Genomic DNA, 19,451 nt, shown 5'->3' with positions numbered 1-19,451 from the left:
AAAACAAAAAGAGAAAGCCCAATGTAGCAACTTTCTCTTGACTAATGGTAGAAAATGAAGCGGCTGAGGAAGGTGGCCGCTTCATCGCACTTCACTTGACATTGTGTGTCAGAGGAAAGTAATTAAATGGTACTTATAAAATAACTCATATCTAACCGTTTGTCTAGCTGTTTTTTAATAAAAATCTCATTTAAATTAAAATTGTGCTAATAAACGCTGTAATAGCTGAACAAATCCTAGGCGATCAAGGTGGGCCAAGAACTTGCCTTTCTCATTTTCAGAGGTTATCCCCGTTGTGGTCACCACTGTTTCACCACGGGTCAACCGACCTTGGGTCTCCACTGCAATTTGACAAGGTACTGCTGTAAACAGTTCCGGCGCCAGCAACCAAGCAATGGTACACGGGTCATGCGTTGGGACCCCTTTAAACGGCATCCCTGGGCGTAAATAATAGTCCGCGTAAAAATCCAACAGTGCTGCAGCAACGGTTGCCACCGGGTTGCCGATTTGGCGAATCGCCTGCACTTCTGTTGGCAGTACTTGGGCCTGATGGGTTACATTTAAACCCGCCATGACCACTGGAATATTGGACTGTAGCACCATCGCTGCTGCTTCTGGATCCACTGCAATGTTAAACTCAGCCACTGGTGTGCGATTGCCAATGCCACGACCACCGCCCATAAAGACGATTTGACGAATTTTAGACTTTAATTGTGGATAGAGTTGTAAAAACAAGGCCACATTGGTTTGTGGTCCAGTTGCCACAAGGGTAACCGGCACTGCGCTAGCCGTGATCAGCTGGGCCATTAAGGCGGTTGCAGATTGTGTGGCTGCCGGCCAGCCCGGTTCAGGTAAGACCACATCGCCGATACCAGAATCGCCGTGAACGTCTGCTGCCACTTGCATCGGCTCCAGTAATGGTGTTTGATTACCACCGGCCACTGGCACATGGCACTGCAGTAACGTTAACAACCGCCGGGCATTTAACAAGACTTTGGCTGCGGTTTGGTTACCCGCAACCGTTGTGACCCCTAATAATTCAATTTCCGGCGCAGCAACCGCCATCATCAGCGCGATGGAATCGTCCACGCCTGGGTCACAATCCATGATGATTGGGATCGTCATGTTAGTCCTTGTAACGCAATGCTTGATAAGTTGGGCGTTCCGGTGCATTTAAGACTTTAGGCCCTTCTGGGTAGCCAACAATCACGGTGTTCACAAGGTTTAAGAACAAACCGTGTTCCACAATGCCCACTTGACCGTTTAAAAATTCTGCTAAACCAAATGGGTCATCAATGTGACCTAAATGTAAGTCGATCACATAATTTTTAGAATCTGTTAAAACGCGTTTACCATCTTTTTCACGGAAAGCAGGTTGCAGCCCTTTCGCTTCTAAACGGCGTAATACTTGTTCGCTCCCATAAGGAATGACTTCAAGTGGTAATGGGAAGCTGCCTAATTGGTCAGCCATTTTAGATTCATCAACGATCCAAATGTTGCGCTTTGAATTAGTCGCCACAATTTTTTCGAATAAATGGGCTGCGCCGCCACCTTTGATGCCTTGGAAGTCTTTGTCAATTTGATCGGCACCATCAATGGTTAAATCAATGTGGTCCACTTCATCAACCGTTTTAATAGTGATTCCTAAGCTGCGTGCTTGTGCGGCTGTTCGGTCAGAAGTCGGCACCCCTACAATCTTTAAGCCTTCATTTTTAACCCGTGCGCCTAAGGCATCGACCATGAATTTAACGGTACTCCCAGTGCCTAAACCCACAACTGTCCCATCTTCAACATAAGTTGCGGCCTTTTCGCCAACCATTTTCTTTAATTCGTCTTGTGTCATTATTCAACTGCTCCTCAATATTAATTTTGTGCGAATAAGCAACTTAAGCGTTGCATAAAACGCCGTAAATAAGTCGTCGCCGCGACTTGGACCGCGACCTTGGTACGTGGTGTTGCGGTTAAACGCTTTAAATCACCAATGGTGCGCCCGCGGGTGGCTCCGGTGGTGGCCACTGTGAGATCAAGGGCCAGCCACTGGGCCAAACTTGGGTCAATTGCTAGCCCAACGGCTAATGGATCATGTAACGCACAGCCGCCGAGATCAGGACTAGTCACCGCATAGGCTTTGATATAATAATCCACCATCTCAGCAAAAGCAGTGCCACTCGCTGTGTTCAACGTACGCCAACGCGCCGTTTCTTGTTTCGTCAACAGTGTCCGTAGCGTCACATCTAAGCCCACCATGGCCAATGGTGCCCCACTGGTGAAAACCACTTGGGCCGCTTCCGGATCTTGGGCCATGTTGGCTTCGGTTGTTGCCGAAACGTTGCCAGGAACTGTTAAAGCGCCGCCCATCAGCGTGATCTGACCGATCTGATCCACTAAACTGGGATACTGTTGGATGGCCGCTGCCAAATTCGTCAACGGACCCGTTGGGACAACGACTAATTCAGCCCCATATTGCTGCGTTGCGGCAATTAAAAAGTCAACGGCCGACTGCTGAGGGGTGCTGGCTGTCACCGCTGGCAAGTGCACCTCTCCGATGCCATTACGGCCATGGATCTGTTGTGAAACTGGCAACACTTGAAAATCACTTTGGGTGCTGGCATGAGCAGCCCCTGCGTAAACGGGTACGTGAGGTTGGCCTAATAACGCCAGTAGTTGTTGCGTGTTGGCCACAGCTTGTGCCACCACAACATTACCATAACTGCAGATAACACCAATTAAATCCACTTCTGGGCTTGCAATGGCATAGGCTAACGCCAGCGCATCGTCGATACCAGTATCCAGATCTAAGATCAACTTTCTTGTCATGAAAAGCCCCCTTTGATTGCAAGACAATCTTTTCAGATCAACTTGCCGACACATTCAAAAAAAGCATAGCATGAATAGGAAGCCTTTTCAATTTAAGCAAGATTAAAATTGTAAAATAACTTAAGCGCTGCAACGATTTCCTATTGTCAACCAGCCTTTGTGTAAACCCTAAAAGTTCGCTATACTGTATGGTATGAAATTCTTATCAAAATTTATTTTTCCTTGGTTCTTATTAGGCTTCAGTTGGGTTTGGTTGTGCGGGTTTACAGTCGTCGGCCATCGCGGTGATCCTGCCGTTGCACCTGAAGAAACATTTGCCAGCTTTGACGCCGGCTTTGCAGCGGGTGCAAAGTACTGTGAACTCGACATTCGGGAAAGTTCTGATGGCGTTCTGGTGATCTCCCATGATGCCACGTTGACTCGGGTAACCGGTGAGAATTTAAAAATCTCGAAAACGCCTTTTGCACAACTGCAGCAAGCTCGTCAGGCGAATGGTGAACCAATCCACTCACTTGCCGAACTGTTCCAACATTATCAAAATCGTCCGAATACACGTTTTTTAATTGAAACTAAAAAGAAAAAAAAGAAGCCGGTGGACATGGAACCGAAGCTCACCGCATTGGTCAAGCAATACCATATGTCTAAACGGGTGATGTTTCATTCTTTTTCTGCCTATAGTGTGACGACTTTGGCGCAAGAATTGCCTAAAGTTCCACGTTATCTGTTAGGAAAAGATCTCGATGACATTACTCTGGCTGATTTGCAAGCTGTCACCGGGGTGAGTTTGCCGGAAGATCAAATCACCCCTACCTTTATCAAGCAATTGCACGATTGGCATAAGCAAGTCTTTGTTTGGAGTGAGATGGATGAAAATGCCAAACTGATCGCGCAACTCACAGCAGACAATATTGATGGGTTGATCACCAACTACCCGAATATCGGCGCCACTTACGCCAAAGCGGCGGCGCATACCCGTTACCAAACGGTTGACCTCACTGCTGTCACCAATCGTTTGACCAAAACCAAAACTTGGGAAAATCCTTATCTTGGCACTCATCAAACCAAACAGCTAGCGGCCAATCAAACTGAGAAAGTCACCGCAATTTTACATCGCCCAAGTGGCAATCGCTTGCGCTTAGCGGATGGCCGGTGGGTAAACGCCGCTGACGTGAATGTCGGGACTGCTGCCGTATTAGCAGCACCTTATATTGGACAAACCGCCACGTTACGGGCAACAACCACGTTATGGGCTGGCCCAGGTCAGGCGGCACAAAGTCAACCGATCACTTGGTTACCACAACGCCAAGTCACCATTACAGGTTGTAAAGTGTTACACGACAAACTGTGGTTTCAGCTCGATCAAACGGGCTGGGCCCCGGCTGAACGCGTTTTACTGCATCCCTTTAAAGCAACCCAATATGATCTTAGCGGCCAGCTGTATTGGCAACTTCCTGCTCACGCACGTTTAACCAATATTGCCTTACCCACCGCTTGGTCACAACCGGTGCAAACGGCCTTAAACGCGGTGCAACAAACTCAACAATTAGCAGCTATTAAATTGACGTTAACCCCACAACAAGCCTTGGCGTTAACATCAGCTACCCTTAAAAACAGTTAAACTATTCTGAAGGAGACTTGAAAGATGTTCATTCGACACGTCAAAAATACCGACCTACCTGAATTACTTGCCATTGAGCAAGCAGGCTTCACGCCTGAACAAGCTGCCACAGAAGCCGCTTTTCGCAACCGGATCACCACGATCCCTGATACTTTTTTAATCGCTGAAATCCGTGACCAAGTGGCCGGGTTTATTAACGGTCCCGTCATCGAGACTGAGTTTCTCAGCGATGACTTATTTACCAAAACCCAACCCAATTTGCCAGCAGGCGGTTTTCAAAGTGTCCTGGGCTTGGCAGTTGCACCAGACCACCAACACCAAGGCGTTGCAACAGCATTATTAAACGCATTGGCCCAACAAGCGCAAACTGCACAACGCAAAACGGTGACCTTAACCTGTGAAAAACGGCTGATTCCATTTTATGAAGCGGCGGGCTTTCACAATGAAGGCATCTCTGCTTCAGACCATGGTGACACCATTTGGTATAATATGGTACAACTTTTAAACCCGATCGCATAAATCACAAGGAAGGTGAACGTTAATTTGGACACCAAAAAACATTTTGTTGTGCCGAAAGAACCTGTTTTAGATGAAATGACGACCTTGTTTAAAATTCTAGGCGATAAGACCCGGGTTCGCATTTTATACGTTTTATTTGAAGCAGAACGCCCTGTTTCGGAAATCGTTGCGCTGGTTGGTAAATCGCAGTCAACGATCTCCCACCAACTTCAAACGTTAAAACAAGCTGGGTTGGTTAAAAATCGTCGCGACGGTCAAACCATTTATTACGCATTAGCTGATACCCACGTGATCACCATTTTCTCACAGATGATCCAGCACGCAACTGAAATGGATTCTAAAAATAAGTAATCAAGTGAGTGCGCTATAATGCGTTTAGGTTCCGAGTATTAACGAAAAGCCCCCTGAGACTCTGCTTTTTGAGTCTTAGGGGGCTTTTCTGTTAAAGGTCGGAATCTGCATTATGGCGCACGTTAGAGGACGATTTTATTTCTTTTTCAGATGCCATGTTTCTGGCGTGATGGTTTTCGTCCGCCAGAATGGACATCCTCCGAAATGAAATTTTGCGTTAGCAAAATCTAACCCTAGAGATCTTAGGAGGTAAATCCAAAATCGGCCGGGTGCGGTGCGCAAACCAAAATAAGTAATTATGGCCCAGCCTCTTTGATTACCCTTCCCATTCAGCCTTAAACCGGGTTAGGAATGTTTCCATAAAGGCTTGTCGCTGAGCGGCAAGTTGTTGGCCAGTTGGGGTGTTCATTTGTTGGGCCAATCGTAATAACTTTTCATAAAAATGATTGATCACCGTACTATTGCCTTGGGCGTATTCAGCAGCCGTCAGATGTTGCCGTGGTGGCAATGTCGGGTCATACATTGGGTCGCCAAAATGACCGCCATAATAAAAAGTCCGGCCGATGCCAATGGCGCCAATGGCATCTAAGCGATCCGCATCTTGTACAATTTGACCGGCTAGGGTCAGTTGTTGCGGCTGTTCCAAATTTTTACGAAATGACATGTGGTCAATGATCGCCCACAGCGCTTGTTGCGTTGCGACTGGGACTTGGATCTGATTTAAAAACGTCGTTAAGGCTTGCCGCGCCTGTGCTGGCTGGTCAAAAAGTTTTGGATCGATCACGTCATGTAACGTTGCCGCAAATAATGGCATGAATAAGGGCTGCTGTTCAGCCTGGGCGATTTTTCCAGCAAGCCGCACGACACGATTAATATGATCAATACTATGGCCCGTTTGATCCTGACCAAGTGTTTGTTGCATGTAAGTTGTTGCTGCAGTGAGCCAAGCTTGTTCTTGTTGACTTAAATTCACGCTGTTTCTTCCTTTCCAAAAAACCATTCACATGATAGGCTTATAGCATAAGTCTGAAAGAAAGTAGGTGTCAAGATGACACTTGATTGGCAAAAAGAAATTGCAGCCTATAAACCAGAAATGCTGGCAGATCTAAAAGCGTTGGTCGCCATTGACAGTTCCCGGGATCTCGCTCAAAAAACAGCCGCTGCCCCTTTAGGCCCGGGCCCTAAAACAGCTATTGAAAAAATGATTGCATTAGGCCAACGCGACGGTTTTCAAACTAAAAATATTGAAAACGTTGCCGGTCGCATTGAATACGGGGCTGGCCCAGAAACATTGGGGATCTTTTCCCACGTTGACGTGGTGCCGGCTGGTGATGGCTGGGAAACGGAACCGTTTGTCCTCACTGAAAAAGACGGCAACCTTTATGGACGTGGTACCAGTGACGACAAAGGACCATTAATTGCCGCTTATTATGGCATGAAATTGATCAAAAAATTAGGCTTACCGGTGCATAAAAAGATCCATTTGATTTTCGGCAGTGATGAGGAAAATGATTGGTATGGCATGACCCGCTACCAAGCCAATGAACCCATGCCTGACCTGGGCTTCTCACCTGATGCTGAATTTCCAATTATTAATGGTGAAAAAGGCATCACCAACTTTGACCTGACCTTTGCACCCCTTGACGGTACCGGTGACGTTCAATTAACCCACTTTCAAAGTGGCTTAGCCAGTAACATGGTGCCACAGGTTGCCACAGCCACTTTAGCAGGGACTTTGCCGGCTGACTTCGCCACCCAATTTGACACTTATTTGGCAGACAAGCCGGTAACCGGCCAGCTTAAGGACAACACCCTGACCTTAACCGGGAAAGTCGCCCATTCGATGGACCCTCAATTTGGAATCAATGCCGCCACGTATTTGGCCGACTTTTTACAAGCTTACGTGACAGACCCCACTGGCCACACCTATTTAACCACGATCCAACAGCTATTCCATTTGGATTTTAATGGTGTTAAATTAGGCATTGCCCATCATGACGCGATTATGGGCGACGTCACCGCCAGCCCTGACATTTTCAAATTTACAGCTGGTGAACCGGCATTGATCACGTTAAACATTCGCTATCCAAAAGGCATCACAGTAGCTGACATTCGTGCCGGCTTGACAAACGGCCTGCCTGATAATGTGACCATGGTGCCACAAACCCATGCCATGACCCCACATTATGTCGCACCTGATGATCCATTGGTGAAAACGTTACTAGCCGTTTTTGAACATCAAACCGGTACCCCAGGACATGAAGAAGTCGTTGGTGGCGGTACTTACGGGCGCTTATTACCCCGTGGCGTTGCCTTTGGCGCTTTGTTTGATATGGAAAAGAACGTCATGCACCAAGCCAACGAATACATGCCAACAGCCGACTTTTTCTTAGCGGCAGCCATTTACGCTGAAGCGATTTATCGCTTGGCTCAATAAGTCAAAAAAAATAGACCCTTGTGGTCTATTTTTTTGGCGCTACTTCTAAGGTGGCCACCTGTTTTTCAACCGCCGCCACCAATTCATCAGCCTGATCCCAGTCTGCTTCACAATCGTACAGCGTACTATGCGGCACTTGCCGGACTGGATCTTGTACCATGCCATATCGTTGATCAAAGCGATGCACACTGTAATCCCCTTGCCCCTTAGCCGGCAGATCAAAAATCACACAGCCAATGGCTTCTTTACGGTCATGGGTAAAAGTAATGGGTAACGTGATGTGTTGGGCCAATGCAAAATGCTGATGCTGATAAATGGATAACGCACAATCTGTCACAATGGTTTCAAATTTCATACCGAACATCCTTTGTTTAAAATAAAAAACAGACCTTTTGCCGTTTTTCGGTAAAAATGGCCTGCCGCGAAAAAATTATGATCGCCGGACATGCTTATTTTGAAATCACAGTCACCAATAACATGGTACCGTCAATATTTTCTTCAGATTGGATCGGGTTGATCTTTACATCTACCAGTTCCCGTTCTGCTTCATTAATATCAGTCAATACCTTGTTTAACCGATTTTGTAATTCCTGTGTGTAAGTGGTGAAAACTTTACTTTGATAAGCCATGTGGTAACTCCTTTTAATAGAATAATAGTTTAACGATTGCTAAATAAAGATCCGCAAGTTGCGCTTATTGATCACAATGGTCTCTCGCGTGGTGGTTTTTTGATGCCGACTTAACAAACGCTTGATCAACAATTCAAGCTTCGTATTGTCATTGGCCAGTTTTTCGACGACATCTGCATCGATTTTTAAGGTTAATTTTTCCTTGGTATTTGGAACCTCAATTGTAACACCGTTGCCTTCACTTTTACCATCATCCAACTGATTTTGCAACAAATGTTCCCAAGTCATCATGGATTACCTCCCTTTATTTAATTTAATTATACCGCAAATTCCAATAACCACAGGGGGTTTTAGCTTTTCTGTAATAGGAGTTTAATATATTCATGAAAATAATCTGCCTAGCGTTACTTAATGTAACTATTTATTAAAAACCCTACCATCTCCGATTGGTGACAAATTCAATTTTAAAAGCCATTGTTTCGGCGCCGATTTTTTGCTATGCTTTTGACAACCATTTAACAAATTAGGTTAACGAGGCGAATTTTATGACATTACAAAATCAACTGTGGCAATTTTTTGATGCGCATCCCGATCGTTATTTTTCCGGGGAAAAACTGGCGCAGGACTTTGGCTATTCACGCACGGCGATTTGGAAAGCCATTCAACAACTGAAAAAGGCTGGTGTGACAATCGAAAGTCACCCGCAACAAGGTTACCGTTACCAGCGCAATGATGTTTTAAGTCAAGCATTGATTCAAGCTGCATTACCAGCATCATTACAGTCCTTGCCCTTAACTGTTTTAGCCAGTGCGCCTTCCACCAATCAACTGGCGAAAACCGCTGCGGTTCAACAAGCCACCACACCCCAAGTTTTTTTGGCAGACGAACAAACAGCCGGTTACGGCCGTTATGGTCGCGGTTTTCAATCACCGGCGCACAGTGGGATTTATTTAAGCTTGTTACTGGCCCCCATGCAAGATCTCAGCCAAGTCGGCTTGTTGACCACCGCAACTGCAACCGCAGTCATGCGGGCCATTCGCAAAACCACTGGGATCCAAGTGGCAATTAAATGGGTCAATGATCTTTACCTGAATCACAAAAAAGTCTGTGGCATTTTATCCGAAGCGGTAAGTGATATGGAAACCCAGCAGATCACCAGTTTAGTGGTGGGGATTGGCATCGATTTTTATCTACCAAATACCAGCCTACCGCTTGAACTACAAGCTAAAGTCGGCAGTCTTTTTCAAACCACACCGACCATTACGCGTAACCAGTTAATTGCGGCGATTTTAACTGAATTTTTTGCACTTTATCCGACCTATCCCAACGGGGCGTTTCTCAATGAATACCGGGCGCATTCATTTTTAATCGGCCGGCGGGTAACGCTACAGATCGGTGACCGGGCCATTGAAGGCGACGTTACCGACATCGACGATCACGGTCAACTTTGCCTGGCCACCCCAACAGGGCCACTGACGCTAAACGCCGGCGAAGTGACCAAAGTGCACTTTTAAGGGAGGCGTTCACATGACGCACACACGTTTAAAAAATAGCATTCTCACCGCTGAATTTGCGGTGATCCTCGCCATTTTCTCACAGCTAACCTTGCCGCTTGGTTTGATTCCATTAACCGGCCAAACGTTTGCCGTGGGGCTGATTGCCACGATTTTGGGACCACGTTATGGTAGCTACACCATTGGCTTGTACATTCTCCTTGGCCTGTTGGGCTTACCGGTATTTGCAGGGATGGCCGCTGGGCTCGGTACGTTATTTGGGCCAACAGGCGGTTACATTTGGGGCTTTTTTGCCACAACTTTGATCACCGGCACTTGGGTCCAACGGCGGGGCTTTCATCATTGGCAAGCGGTTTGCGCTAATTTATGTGGTGCACTGGGGACGCTGATTGTCGGCAGTTTATGGCTTGTGATTACCGGGCAGCTTAGCCTGACAGCCGCCTTCACCAGTGGTTTGGTCCCCTTTTTACTGCCAGCACTGATCAAGGGTGTGGCTGCCGCGTATTGTGGCGGTTTATTGTACCAACGGTTGCCACAATTACGGCCACAAAAAGCCGCGTAAACCCAGTGCGTTTTACTTGCATCCCAACGGCGAAGCTTGCAAAATAAGGATGTTCCAAAAAAACGAAAGGAAAGAGGTTTTTTACATGACAAACGAAGTTGACCGTCACGACAATTATCCGAACCCTTTTGATTTCTTTAACAACTGGTCCCCTTTTCATTTTGAAACACCAACGTTTAACGTGGATATTCACGATAAGGAACAAGCTTATCAGGTCACAGCAGAGTTACCGGGCTTTGACAAAGCCGAGTTACAGCTAGACTACCGCCACGACACGTTAACCATTAGTGCCCAGCACCGCCAAGAAACGGACACGAAAAATGATCAAGACCAAGTAGTCCGTCATGAGCGGCACATGGGCACGGTCAGTCGGCAATTTTACCTTAAAAATGGTGACCGGGCGCACATTAAGGCCAGCTATCAGGATGGTTTATTAAGTATTACGATCCCGAAAAAAGCTGGTGCCACTGACGAACCGCCAATTACCATTGAATAATGTCATTAAAAAAAGTCGTGGGCAACTTGCTCACGACTTTTTAAGTGGCCGCCGGTTGGCCACTACGTTATCAATGGTAAAAATCAGCACGCCGATCCAAATTAAACCAAACACCAGTAGCTGTTGCATTTGAAAGGGTTCATGAAGCACGAAAACCGCCATTAATAATTGCATGGTGGGGTTTAGATATTGTAAAAAACTCAGCGTCACAAAATCCGTATTTTTTGCAGCCACTGCAAACAGTAATAACGGAATCACCGTGACCACGCCACTTAACATCAACAACACGGTGACCTGCGGGCCACTTTGCAGGATATGATACGGTGACCACCACAAGTAACCCACGGCCAGTGGTAACACAAACAGCGTTTCTAAGGTTAATGAGATCGTAGCCGGCAATGGCACTTGTTTTTTGATCAGCCCGTAAAAACAAAAGGAGGCTGCCATCATCAAGGTCATCAGCGGTAACTGCCCTGATTGAAGGGTGAGTACGGCAACGCCAATCACCACAAATCCCAGCGCCAGTAACCGGCCCCGCGACAAACGTTCATGCAGCACGACAACGGCCACTAAGACGTTGATCAGTGGCATAATGTAATAGCCTAAACTGGCCTCAGTGGCCTGCTGATGCGTGACCATGTAAATGTAGATCAACCAATTGAGTGAAATGAACACTGAACTTAACACGATCCACCCTAGCTTCCGTTGGGTCACCAGCTGTTTTAATGTTTGACCAACACGGCGCCAATCACGCTGCACCGTTAACACCAGTGCAATGGTAATGATCGACCACACAATGCGATAGGCCAGTGTATCAAAGGCTGGCACAGCATGTAATGTTTCCCAAAATACCCCTAGCAATCCCCATAAACTATAGGATGCCAATCCCGTACTGACCCCTAATCGTCTGTTTTCCATAGCCTCACCTATTTTCCAATTTGGATTTAGTTTACCGGTGTCTCAGGCGTAAAACAAGCAATCATTGCGATTTTCTTAACTTTCCTTGAAATCCCAAACAAGAAAAATGTCAATCTGGTATAATACGAGAGAGTATTTTGAATTTTAAGGTGGGATCATGTTGAAAGACCATAACTCAGGGCCTAAACGACGTAAGCGTTCCAGTCCGACAACTGGCAATCGCAGTTTTTTCGGCCGTTTATGGCATCATATTATTGAATTTTTCAAGTTTCCCGAACTGGCTTTGGAACCTCAGGAAAGTCGCCGGGCCACACTTGTTTATTATTTCAATATTACGATCAGTGTTGCCAAAAGCTTATTTTTACATATTTTATCATTTCTATTAGTTGCTGGAATGTTGCTGGTTGGGGTGGGCCTTGGTTATTTTGCGGCTCTCCTCAGCAAAGAATCCGTTCCGAGTTACGAAACGATGAAAACCAGCATTAATAGCGATTATCAGCCTGCTAATCTTTATTTTGCGGATAATATTAGTCTAGGTGCGTTACAAACCAATATCGTCAGTCAGCCGGTTTCCATTAATCAAATTTCGCCTAATTTGACCAAAGCAATCACCTCCACTGAAGATAGCTACTTCTATCAACATAAAGGGGTCGTCCCAAAGGCCGTGATTCGGGCACTGATCTCTAGCTTAACTGGGATCGGGACACAAACCGGTGGCTCAACGTTGACCCAGCAATTAGTGAAAATGCAATTATTGAATTCGGAAACAACCTTTAAACGAAAAGCCAGTGAAATTTTATTAGCCTTACGGATCGATAAATATTTCTCGAAACAAGAGATCTTACAGGCTTACTTAAATGCCGCTACTTTTGGGATCAACAACAAGGGGCAAGAAATTGCCGGCGTTGAAGAAGCCGCTGAAGGCCTGTTTGGTAAAACAGCTGCAACAGTTTCCTTACCAGAGGCCGCCTTTATTGCTGGTTTGCCGCAAAGTCCGTCCGTTTACACGCCTTATACCAGTAGCGGTAAACTGAAAAAGAATTTAAAAATTGGGATGCAACGAAAAAACGTGGTTTTATTTCGGATGTACCGGGATGGTAAGATCACCAAGCAGCAATGGCAAACGGCTGTGAAGTATGATCTTAAAAAGGACTTCCAATCTCAAGGCACCAAGACGACGCAAACCAAGCGTTACGGTTATGTTTATAATTTAGTCACGAAAGATGCCCGCAACATTTTAATGAAACAATTGTACAAAAAAGATGGTTTAACGGCCGCTGATTTGAAAAACGATAATGCCTTATATGAACAATACTATGAACAAGCGTCGAACTTGTTAAATGAACGTGGGTATCAGATCCACACCACATTAAACAAAGCAGCTTATGACAGTATGCAAACTGTTACCAAAAACAGTTCACTGGGCACGACACACCACAGTACCGCAACGGATTCAACCACCGGTAAAACGGTTAAAGTCACCGAACCGGTGCAAAGTGGTAGTGTGCTCTTAAACAACAAAACTGGTGCCGTATTAGGTTTTGTCGGTGGCACCAAATTCTCGTTAACCCAGATCAACCATGCGTTTGACACCTCACGCTCCCCTGGTTCATCCATCAAACCATTACTGGTTTATGCGCCAGCGATTCAGCGCCAGATCATTGGGTCTCAAACCAAGATTGCCGACTTTAAAGTCAACTTCAATGGTTACAAACCCACTGACTATGGGAAAACCATTCAAAATCGCTATGTGAGTGCCACTGACGCCTTGAAGTATTCTTACAACATCCCTGCCGTTAACCTTTACAAAGCGGTTAAAAAAGCAGGCAGCGTGAAGTCCTACATGACCAAAATGGGCATTAGCTTAACCAAAAAGGATTACAGCCAATTAGGACTAGCGCTAGGTGGGACTGAATATGGGATCTCCGTTGCCGATCAGGCCAGCGCCTACTCCACATTTGCAAATGGTGGGACCCATACTGACGCGTATGTGATCTCTGAGATCACAGATGCAAACGGCCATGTGGTTTACAAACACCACGCCAAAAAGACGAAGGTCTTCTCGAAAGCAACGGCCTACATTATGACCAAAATGATGCGGAAAGTTGTCACAGAAGGTACGGCCAGCACTATTAGCAGTGAAGCAACTTTTGACACCAGCAATTTAGTTGGGAAATCTGGGACGTCTAACGATAACCGTGATAGTTGGTTTGTCGGCAGTACGCCAAAAGTCACCTTAGCCACTTGGAACGGTTATGATAACTTCTATGGCAATAACTACAACTTAACCGACACCTCTGGGACAGTGACGGATCAGTATTGGACCAAAATGGCCAACGCCATTAACGATAGTGACAGTAGCGTCTTAGGCACCAGTCAAAAAATCAAAAAGCCAAGCGGCGTGAAATCTGTTTCAGTTGTCGCTTCCACTGGGATGAAATCAGGTACGATTACGTATGATGGTAGCAGCACCAGCGTGACTGGCACCAAGGTAAAATCCTTGTATGCTGGTTGGACTCCTGATCCGACTAAGTATCATTTCGCCATTGGTGGCACAAGCAAAGATTACAAGGCCTTCTGGAAAAATTACTTTAGTGGTAATGATGCAGACGCCGCCTTACTTGGCGGTGAAGTCACCGGTAGCACTAATACCAACTCAAGCCATGGCATTGGCACCAGCCAAGGTCAGTAAGCAAAAGCCTTCGTCAACTGCGACGAAGGCTTTTTTGCGGTTAAAATTAACATCCATGCACAAAAATCCAGATTTAACCTTGCAAGATAACACAAAATCAGTAATGATAGCATTAGACATGAAACAGAAAGGCGGCCAAAGCATGGCGCTATTTTCCAATGACAAACCCTTACAAACTGAAATTACCCGTTTAAACGAACTGCTGCAACAGGCGAGCACCAACGCCGATCAGCAAGCCGATAAGATCGTCCTGTTAGAAACCCAGTTGTTTCAGGCACAACAAAACCAGCAAGATACCCGGCAAACTGCATCAGAAAATCGCATCCTGCAACAAGAAGTCAACCGACTTAAACGTGAACAGCAAGATGATGCTGCCCAAGTTGCGGCAGAAAATCAAGTGCTGCAACAAGAAGTCAATCGCCTTAAACGTGAACAGCAAGATGACGCCGCTCAAATTGCCCAATATCAAGCCACGGTAGCTGATTTAACCAAACAGTTGCGCGACGCTTTGGTTCATTCAGAAGCCCATGAAATCGCTGAAAAACAGACGAAGAACCCTTACGGTCTGGACAATGAATTGTGGCAGATTTTGGAAGGCACTGGTAGTGACCAACTGCACAACTACATTTATCAATTACGCTTGGCCGATGGCACCTATTACGTCGGGCAAACCCATAACCTGCGGCAACGGATTCAAACCCATTTTAACGAACAAATTAATGATGGCATCAAGTCTTCCGCTTGGGTGCGTCAGCACGGTGCCACCCAACTCATTGGTTTAACCGAGCTGGTCCAACAAGAATATGCTGGTAAAGACATTGATCAAGTGGAAAACTTAGCCACCTTGGCGTTAATGGCCGAATATGGCTACCAACAGGTGCGTGGTGGGGTGTTCGCCCAAGCCAAAACCACTGATGTTTTAAACGCCTTAAAACGCCCTGAAAATCAGCAACGCTTTGGCTACCAGTTTAACCAGCACGTGGTGACCTTAAGTTCAAAACCAACGGCTAAAGCGTCTGCTAAACCCTTGCCACGGTCAAAACCAAGGTCGCCTCAGACTAAGCCCGCTGTCAAAATCACCTCGCTAGCCGATGCCCCACAAACCGGTTATCGCTTAACCGATGATAACATTACCGACAAAAGCTATTTGCTACTAGTCGGTCAATTAAACGACCAGCGCTACGTGGCCTTTACCCGCCGGAAGAAAACCTTGGAAAATAACGTGGCCGCTTTGTTTACCGGTCAATTCAGCTTTTTGAAAGACCATCATGTGCATTTGACCCGCATTGTCAATACCTATCACATTCTTGATGATAATTCAGCTGACGCTTATGCCACCGTAAAGGCCTTTACAATGGCGCAAGCAAAGCACTATCAATTTTTAGAAGATGCCGTGATCACTGATAAATTAGCTGATTCCATTCGCACCACCCTTGCCCAACGCCTGAAACAACATGACACGCTGGCGCAACATGTCAAGCTCCACTAAGCACTGCCCCACGACAAAAGTCCTTTGAGAGGGCTTTTTTCATTGCCTTGATTTAGCATAACGGGACCTGCCATTAACGTCAAATCACCAATTATGCCAAATCCGTACACGTTTGCAGGGTTTTAAAATGCAAAAGCTTGATTTGACGGCATTCTCATCAAAATAACTGCACAAACTCATTTAAAATTAATAAAAAGAGGCAAATTCTCATGATTTGAATTTTTACCGCTTCCTACTAAACTGTTACCGATTCCCACTAAACTGTTACACTTTTTAAAATGCGATTTGCATTTTTGGGGAAAATCGGTCAAAAATCGCAAGTCAAAATAAGTGCGTTTAGCCGCGGTATCATGCGCTTTCGGTGCTTTGTAACACAACTGTAATCTTCTTTTTTTGCACAAACTGGGGGGGTGCGGGCTTTATATAGATAAAGGCTTAAAGAAAAAAGCGGGTTGGTTCAATGCCAAAGTCTGCACAAATTGTGCCTGTTTGTGCCGTTGCCAACAAAAAACCACCATCCCATTTTGGATAGTGGTCTGCTCTGACTGGTTTAAACAAAAAATAACACCAAGTACACCAAAACAATCAACACCCCGACCACAATAATGGCCCAGTTCAAGCGATGTTTTAACCGGCTAATTTTGGCATCCGTACCAGTTTCAGCGGTTTGCTGTCGGTGTCCGCGTCGTGATTCACTGGTCGGATCATCAAATGGTGCTTGCTCAAACTCAGCTTCGCGGGTCTGGCGTTGCTGGGTCTGTGCTTCCTGTTGTCGGGCAGCACGCAATGAAGCCCGTGTTTGGGGTTCTTCGTTTCTCATTTCATCGCCTCTTGTAACGTCATAATTTGCCATTGCTGCACTGCGACAACCGTTTTGGCATCACAGATCACCCCAGCTTGTTGCTTTGCTAAAGCTTCATCCAACGTCAACACATGCAATCGAATGAATTCATCATCATCCTGTGGGAGTTGCTCAGTAACAGGCTTCAAATCCAGCGCCTTGTACAAATACATTTTTTCATCTGCAAACCCTGGCGACGAGAAGAACGTGTTAACCAGTTCCATTCGTGCAGCGGTATAGCCGGTTTCTTCGTTAAGCTCCCGCCAGGCCGCATGCAATGGCGTTTGATCACGCTGATCTAATTTACCAGCTGGAATTTCGTAGGTTATTTGCCGTAATGGTTGGCGCCACTGTTCGACAAAAAGCATGCGCCCATCTGGCAAAAACGGCATGATCGCCGCGGCCCCTGGATGATGGATCACTTCCCGTTTGGCAGGTTGCCCATTGGGAAGCGTCACGTTTTCTAAATCTAACTGAATCACATGTCCGTGATAAAGTACTTCTTGACTGACTAATTTTTCAGCGAAATCCATGAAATCAGATCCTTTCGACAATCTTATTAGCTTCATCTTACCGACAAACGGTTGCAATTTCAATTTAACTTTAAAAATCCGCTGATAGCTTTACAAAAAATCAACCTTTAGACTTAGAGCCTAAAATTCTGGATATGGTAAACTTAAGCTACTTAGGAATGATTGGAGTTGAGCCAAATGAAGACAAGTGTCTTTCACAAACGACCATGGGTCTTAAGCATCCTAGGCGGTGCTTTAGGCTTTATCCTACTTGCATTCGTGACGGATCGGCCATTACCTAGCCTTATCGTGGCGCTAGTGCTAGGATTACTGTTACACTATTATTTAAAACGTAAACAGCCTGTTGATGAGACCGTACCAACCGCTTCGCCGGAACGGTTAGCGCATTACCGCAGTTTAGGCATGAGCAACGCTGACATTCGCTTTTTTAGAAGCACCATGCAAACGGCTGCCCAACAAATTGAACAACTTGAGACCAATATGGCGGCTGCCCCAAAACTAAAGGCCATCGAATTACACGATGAACCTGTTCAGGTGAGCCAAGCGACTTTCAAGGCGCTGGTGCAAACCCCGCAAAAATTGACTGTTGCTGCTGACTTTCTCTATCGGCATTTACCACGGCTGGTACAACTCAGTCAGGATTACTTGGCAATCAGTCAGCATACCGTCAAGGATAAAGATACGTACACCGTATTAAGTGAAAGCGCCGCACTGATCACAGAACTCGCCCAAACTTTAAAGGCTGACTATCAACAAGTCGTGGCTGATGATCAAGCCGATTTAGCCGTTAATATGCAGCTTGCCCGCGAAGAACTTGCCAAAGCAAACGCTGAAAAGGAGCCGTCCGATAATGACAGAAACTGATAACCAAACACAACCTACTGATCTTTTAGCGAACCTTTTAGAGGATCCCCTTACCACCCCTACCCAACCGACCTTACAAACTGACAGCCCTGCTGCCACGCAAGCAGCGCCACCAAAGTTGTATGCGCAGTTGGCCCCAGCACAACAAGCGGCTGCCCAAAAGTTGGCCACCGATATTGACGTGCACAATCCCCAATCGGTAATGGATTACGGTGCGCCGGCGCAAACCAAGCTCAGTGAGTTTTCTCAAGGCATGCTGAGTAAGGTCCAAAGCCAGGATACAGGTGCCATTGGTGATGCCCTTTCCGACTTGATGTTTCGTCTAAATGAAGCCAGTCCCTCTGATCTTCAGGCTGGTGATAATAACTTGTTTAAGCGGATGTTCAGCAAGGTGAAAAAATCAATTTTTGAGATTCAAGCCAAATATCAAAAAATAGGCGCGCAAATTGATACCATTGCCGCAAGACTAGATCAACAAAAAAATGGGTTGGTCAACGACAACCGTCTGCTAAATCAGCTTTACGATAAAAATAAAGATTATTTTGATGCGTTAAATATCTACCTAGCCGCTGGTGAATTAAAGGTCCAGGAATTACGCGCCAATACGATTCCAGCTGCCGAGAAAAAGGCAAAAACCACTGGTGATCAAATGGATCTCCAAACCGTGACTGATCTCAACCAATTTGTGGACCGACTGGAAAAACGCTTGTACGATTTAAAATTAGCGCGTGAGATCACCATTCAGCAGGCGCCGCAAATTCGCTTGATCCAAAACACCAACCAAGTCTTAGCCGAAAAAATTCAAGCTTCTATTAACACCGCCATTCCACTATGGAAAAATCAAGTGGCCGTCGCTTTGACCTTACTACGGCAAAAAGATGCTGTCACTGCACAGCGCCAAGTCTCAGCCACCACCAATGACCTGTTAAAGAAGAATAGCGAAATGTTGAAGTTATCGTCCATTGAAACAGCCAAAGAAAATGAACGTGGCGTCGTGGACATTGAGACCTTACAAAAGACCCAAAACGATTTAATTGAAACCTTACAAGAAACCTTAAAGATTCAGCAAGAAGGTCGTGAAAAACGCATCAACGCCGAATCAGAGTTGGCCAACATGGAAAACAATTTGAAACAACAACTGTTAACCATGACCCAACAACGACATTAATCA

At 45.8% G+C, this 19,451-nt stretch carries 21 protein-coding genes; 11 read left to right on the top strand and 10 right to left on the bottom strand.

The features are described from left to right. Nucleotides 1–195: 195 nt before the first annotated feature. The 3 genes from FC07_RS02675 to FC07_RS02665 are packed head-to-tail and all read right to left on the bottom strand — an operon-like array spanning nucleotide 196 to nucleotide 2,817. Nucleotides 196–1,125, bottom strand: coding sequence for a nucleoside hydrolase (locus FC07_RS02675; RefSeq protein ID WP_057903579.1), 930 nt, complete (start codon nucleotides 1,123–1,125; stop codon nucleotides 196–198). A 1-nt stretch (nucleotide 1,126) separates the two neighbouring features. Then, a complete protein-coding gene (rpiA, locus tag FC07_RS02670) occupies nucleotides 1,127–1,843 on the bottom strand; it encodes a ribose-5-phosphate isomerase RpiA (protein WP_057903578.1) in 717 nt (238 codons plus the stop codon). 20 nt (nucleotides 1,844–1,863) lie between these two features. After that, the gene (locus tag FC07_RS02665) at nucleotides 1,864–2,817 is read right to left on the bottom strand and encodes a nucleoside hydrolase (RefSeq protein ID WP_057903577.1); all 954 of its coding nucleotides are present in this window, start codon (nucleotides 2,815–2,817) and stop codon (nucleotides 1,864–1,866) included. Between the two features lie 193 nt (nucleotides 2,818–3,010). On the opposite strand from FC07_RS02665, the gene FC07_RS02660 reads away from it, so the two are divergent. The 3 genes from FC07_RS02660 to FC07_RS02650 are packed head-to-tail and all read left to right on the top strand — an operon-like array spanning nucleotide 3,011 to nucleotide 5,305. After that, nucleotides 3,011–4,435: a glycerophosphodiester phosphodiesterase gene (locus FC07_RS02660; protein ID WP_057903576.1), complete on the top strand. Its 1,425-nt coding sequence runs from the start codon at nucleotides 3,011–3,013 to the stop codon at nucleotides 4,433–4,435. A gap of 24 nt (nucleotides 4,436–4,459) precedes the next feature. Then, nucleotides 4,460–4,954: a GNAT family N-acetyltransferase gene (locus FC07_RS02655; RefSeq protein WP_057903575.1), complete on the top strand. Its 495-nt coding sequence runs from the start codon at nucleotides 4,460–4,462 to the stop codon at nucleotides 4,952–4,954. Nucleotides 4,955–4,978: 24 nt separating this feature from the next. Beyond that, on the top strand, nucleotides 4,979–5,305 hold the full coding sequence (locus tag FC07_RS02650; protein WP_235807441.1) for an ArsR/SmtB family transcription factor: 327 nt from the start codon (nucleotides 4,979–4,981) through the stop codon (nucleotides 5,303–5,305). A gap of 316 nt (nucleotides 5,306–5,621) precedes the next feature. Here the strand turns inward: FC07_RS02650 and FC07_RS02645 are convergent, their stop codons facing one another. Then, on the bottom strand, nucleotides 5,622–6,227 hold the full coding sequence (locus tag FC07_RS02645; RefSeq protein ID WP_057903583.1) for an HD domain-containing protein: 606 nt from the start codon (nucleotides 6,225–6,227) through the stop codon (nucleotides 5,622–5,624). Nucleotides 6,228–6,353: 126 nt separating this feature from the next. On the opposite strand from FC07_RS02645, the gene pepV reads away from it, so the two are divergent. Next, a complete protein-coding gene (gene pepV, locus FC07_RS02640; protein ID WP_057903573.1) occupies nucleotides 6,354–7,742 on the top strand; it encodes a dipeptidase PepV in 1,389 nt (462 codons plus the stop codon). Between the two features lie 25 nt (nucleotides 7,743–7,767). Here the strand turns inward: pepV and FC07_RS02635 are convergent, their stop codons facing one another. The 3 genes from FC07_RS02635 to FC07_RS02625 all read right to left on the bottom strand — a co-directional run bounded on the left by FC07_RS02635 (nucleotide 7,768) and on the right by FC07_RS02625 (nucleotide 8,662). Continuing rightward, a complete protein-coding gene (locus FC07_RS02635) occupies nucleotides 7,768–8,097 on the bottom strand; it encodes a hypothetical protein (RefSeq protein ID WP_057903572.1) in 330 nt (109 codons plus the stop codon). 94 nt (nucleotides 8,098–8,191) lie between these two features. Further along, entirely contained in the window at nucleotides 8,192–8,371 is a 180-nt protein-coding gene (locus tag FC07_RS02630; protein WP_057903571.1) for a hypothetical protein, read from the bottom strand. Nucleotides 8,372–8,410: 39 nt separating this feature from the next. Beyond that, on the bottom strand, nucleotides 8,411–8,662 hold the full coding sequence (locus FC07_RS02625) for a hypothetical protein (protein WP_235807440.1): 252 nt from the start codon (nucleotides 8,660–8,662) through the stop codon (nucleotides 8,411–8,413). Between the two features lie 254 nt (nucleotides 8,663–8,916). On the opposite strand from FC07_RS02625, the gene FC07_RS02620 reads away from it, so the two are divergent. From FC07_RS02620 to FC07_RS02610, 3 genes are all read left to right on the top strand, one after another. Then, a complete protein-coding gene (locus FC07_RS02620; protein WP_057903570.1) occupies nucleotides 8,917–9,885 on the top strand; it encodes a biotin--[acetyl-CoA-carboxylase] ligase in 969 nt (322 codons plus the stop codon). A gap of 13 nt (nucleotides 9,886–9,898) precedes the next feature. Next, on the top strand, nucleotides 9,899–10,447 hold the full coding sequence (locus FC07_RS02615; protein WP_057903569.1) for a biotin transporter BioY: 549 nt from the start codon (nucleotides 9,899–9,901) through the stop codon (nucleotides 10,445–10,447). Between the two features lie 85 nt (nucleotides 10,448–10,532). After that, nucleotides 10,533–10,943, top strand: coding sequence for an Hsp20/alpha crystallin family protein (locus FC07_RS02610; RefSeq protein WP_057903568.1), 411 nt, complete (start codon nucleotides 10,533–10,535; stop codon nucleotides 10,941–10,943). Between the two features lie 30 nt (nucleotides 10,944–10,973). Here FC07_RS02610 and rarD read toward each other — a convergent pair whose 3' ends face one another. After that, nucleotides 10,974–11,861, bottom strand: coding sequence for an EamA family transporter RarD (gene rarD / locus FC07_RS02605; protein ID WP_057903567.1), 888 nt, complete (start codon nucleotides 11,859–11,861; stop codon nucleotides 10,974–10,976). A 157-nt stretch (nucleotides 11,862–12,018) separates the two neighbouring features. Here rarD and FC07_RS02600 point away from each other — a divergent pair, with 157 nt between their 5' ends. Together FC07_RS02600 and FC07_RS02595 are read left to right on the top strand one after the other, a co-directional pair. Next, nucleotides 12,019–14,553 carry a transglycosylase domain-containing protein gene (locus FC07_RS02600; protein WP_057903566.1) on the top strand — a complete coding sequence of 845 codons (2,535 nt, stop codon included), beginning with the start codon at nucleotides 12,019–12,021 and terminating at the stop codon, nucleotides 14,551–14,553. Then, a complete protein-coding gene (locus FC07_RS02595) occupies nucleotides 14,462–16,042 on the top strand; it encodes a GIY-YIG nuclease family protein (protein ID WP_083483171.1) in 1,581 nt (526 codons plus the stop codon). The genes FC07_RS02600 and FC07_RS02595 overlap by 92 nt, the downstream gene beginning before the upstream one ends. Before the next feature lie 550 nt (nucleotides 16,043–16,592). On the opposite strand, the gene FC07_RS02590 is transcribed toward FC07_RS02595, so the two are convergent. Next, the gene (locus FC07_RS02590) at nucleotides 16,593–16,862 is read right to left on the bottom strand and encodes a hypothetical protein (protein ID WP_057903564.1); all 270 of its coding nucleotides are present in this window, start codon (nucleotides 16,860–16,862) and stop codon (nucleotides 16,593–16,595) included. Continuing rightward, the gene (locus FC07_RS02585) at nucleotides 16,859–17,416 is read right to left on the bottom strand and encodes an NUDIX hydrolase (protein WP_057903563.1); all 558 of its coding nucleotides are present in this window, start codon (nucleotides 17,414–17,416) and stop codon (nucleotides 16,859–16,861) included. Before FC07_RS02585 ends, FC07_RS02590 begins: the two co-directional genes overlap by 4 nt. A 177-nt stretch (nucleotides 17,417–17,593) precedes the next feature. Between FC07_RS02585 and FC07_RS02580 the strand changes: the two genes are divergently transcribed. Further along, nucleotides 17,594–18,280, top strand: a complete 687-nt coding sequence (locus FC07_RS02580; protein ID WP_057903562.1) for a 5-bromo-4-chloroindolyl phosphate hydrolysis family protein — start codon at nucleotides 17,594–17,596, stop codon at nucleotides 18,278–18,280. Next, nucleotides 18,267–19,448: a toxic anion resistance protein gene (locus FC07_RS02575; RefSeq protein WP_057903561.1), complete on the top strand. Its 1,182-nt coding sequence runs from the start codon at nucleotides 18,267–18,269 to the stop codon at nucleotides 19,446–19,448. The genes FC07_RS02580 and FC07_RS02575 overlap by 14 nt, the downstream gene beginning before the upstream one ends. The last annotated feature ends 3 nt before the right edge of the window (nucleotides 19,449–19,451 follow it).

The organism is Loigolactobacillus bifermentans DSM 20003 (assembly GCF_001434575.1).
Taxonomy (GTDB): domain Bacteria; phylum Bacillota; class Bacilli; order Lactobacillales; family Lactobacillaceae; genus Loigolactobacillus; species Loigolactobacillus bifermentans.
The sequence above is the reverse complement of the archived record's forward strand: the minus strand, read 5'-3'. Positions and strand labels throughout refer to the sequence as shown.

What these genes read in the sequence shown, in the direction of transcription:
- FC07_RS02625 (WP_235807440.1), bottom strand. Translation starts at nt 8,662, where the DNA reads ATGATGACTTGGGAACATTTGTTGCAAAATCAGTTGGATGATGGTAAA.
- FC07_RS02585 (WP_057903563.1), bottom strand. Translation starts at nt 17,416, where the DNA reads ATGGATTTCGCTGAAAAATTAGTCAGTCAAGAAGTACTTTATCACGGA.
- FC07_RS02630 (WP_057903571.1), bottom strand. Translation starts at nt 8,371, where the DNA reads ATGGCTTATCAAAGTAAAGTTTTCACCACTTACACACAGGAATTACAA.
- FC07_RS02580 (WP_057903562.1), top strand. Translation starts at nt 17,594, where the DNA reads ATGAAGACAAGTGTCTTTCACAAACGACCATGGGTCTTAAGCATCCTA.
- FC07_RS02615 (WP_057903569.1), top strand. Translation starts at nt 9,899, where the DNA reads ATGACGCACACACGTTTAAAAAATAGCATTCTCACCGCTGAATTTGCG.
- FC07_RS02665 (WP_057903577.1), bottom strand. Translation starts at nt 2,817, where the DNA reads ATGACAAGAAAGTTGATCTTAGATCTGGATACTGGTATCGACGATGCG.
- pepV (WP_057903573.1), top strand. Translation starts at nt 6,354, where the DNA reads ATGACACTTGATTGGCAAAAAGAAATTGCAGCCTATAAACCAGAAATG.
- rpiA (WP_057903578.1), bottom strand. Translation starts at nt 1,843, where the DNA reads ATGACACAAGACGAATTAAAGAAAATGGTTGGCGAAAAGGCCGCAACT.
- FC07_RS02635 (WP_057903572.1), bottom strand. Translation starts at nt 8,097, where the DNA reads ATGAAATTTGAAACCATTGTGACAGATTGTGCGTTATCCATTTATCAG.
- FC07_RS02610 (WP_057903568.1), top strand. Translation starts at nt 10,533, where the DNA reads ATGACAAACGAAGTTGACCGTCACGACAATTATCCGAACCCTTTTGAT.
- FC07_RS02590 (WP_057903564.1), bottom strand. Translation starts at nt 16,862, where the DNA reads ATGAGAAACGAAGAACCCCAAACACGGGCTTCATTGCGTGCTGCCCGA.
- FC07_RS02655 (WP_057903575.1), top strand. Translation starts at nt 4,460, where the DNA reads ATGTTCATTCGACACGTCAAAAATACCGACCTACCTGAATTACTTGCC.
- FC07_RS02660 (WP_057903576.1), top strand. Translation starts at nt 3,011, where the DNA reads ATGAAATTCTTATCAAAATTTATTTTTCCTTGGTTCTTATTAGGCTTC.
- FC07_RS02575 (WP_057903561.1), top strand. Translation starts at nt 18,267, where the DNA reads ATGACAGAAACTGATAACCAAACACAACCTACTGATCTTTTAGCGAAC.
- rarD (WP_057903567.1), bottom strand. Translation starts at nt 11,861, where the DNA reads ATGGAAAACAGACGATTAGGGGTCAGTACGGGATTGGCATCCTATAGT.
- FC07_RS02675 (WP_057903579.1), bottom strand. Translation starts at nt 1,125, where the DNA reads ATGACGATCCCAATCATCATGGATTGTGACCCAGGCGTGGACGATTCC.
- FC07_RS02600 (WP_057903566.1), top strand. Translation starts at nt 12,019, where the DNA reads ATGTTGAAAGACCATAACTCAGGGCCTAAACGACGTAAGCGTTCCAGT.
- FC07_RS02595 (WP_083483171.1), top strand. Translation starts at nt 14,462, where the DNA reads ATGATGCAGACGCCGCCTTACTTGGCGGTGAAGTCACCGGTAGCACTA.
- FC07_RS02620 (WP_057903570.1), top strand. Translation starts at nt 8,917, where the DNA reads ATGACATTACAAAATCAACTGTGGCAATTTTTTGATGCGCATCCCGAT.
- FC07_RS02645 (WP_057903583.1), bottom strand. Translation starts at nt 6,227, where the DNA reads ATGCAACAAACACTTGGTCAGGATCAAACGGGCCATAGTATTGATCAT.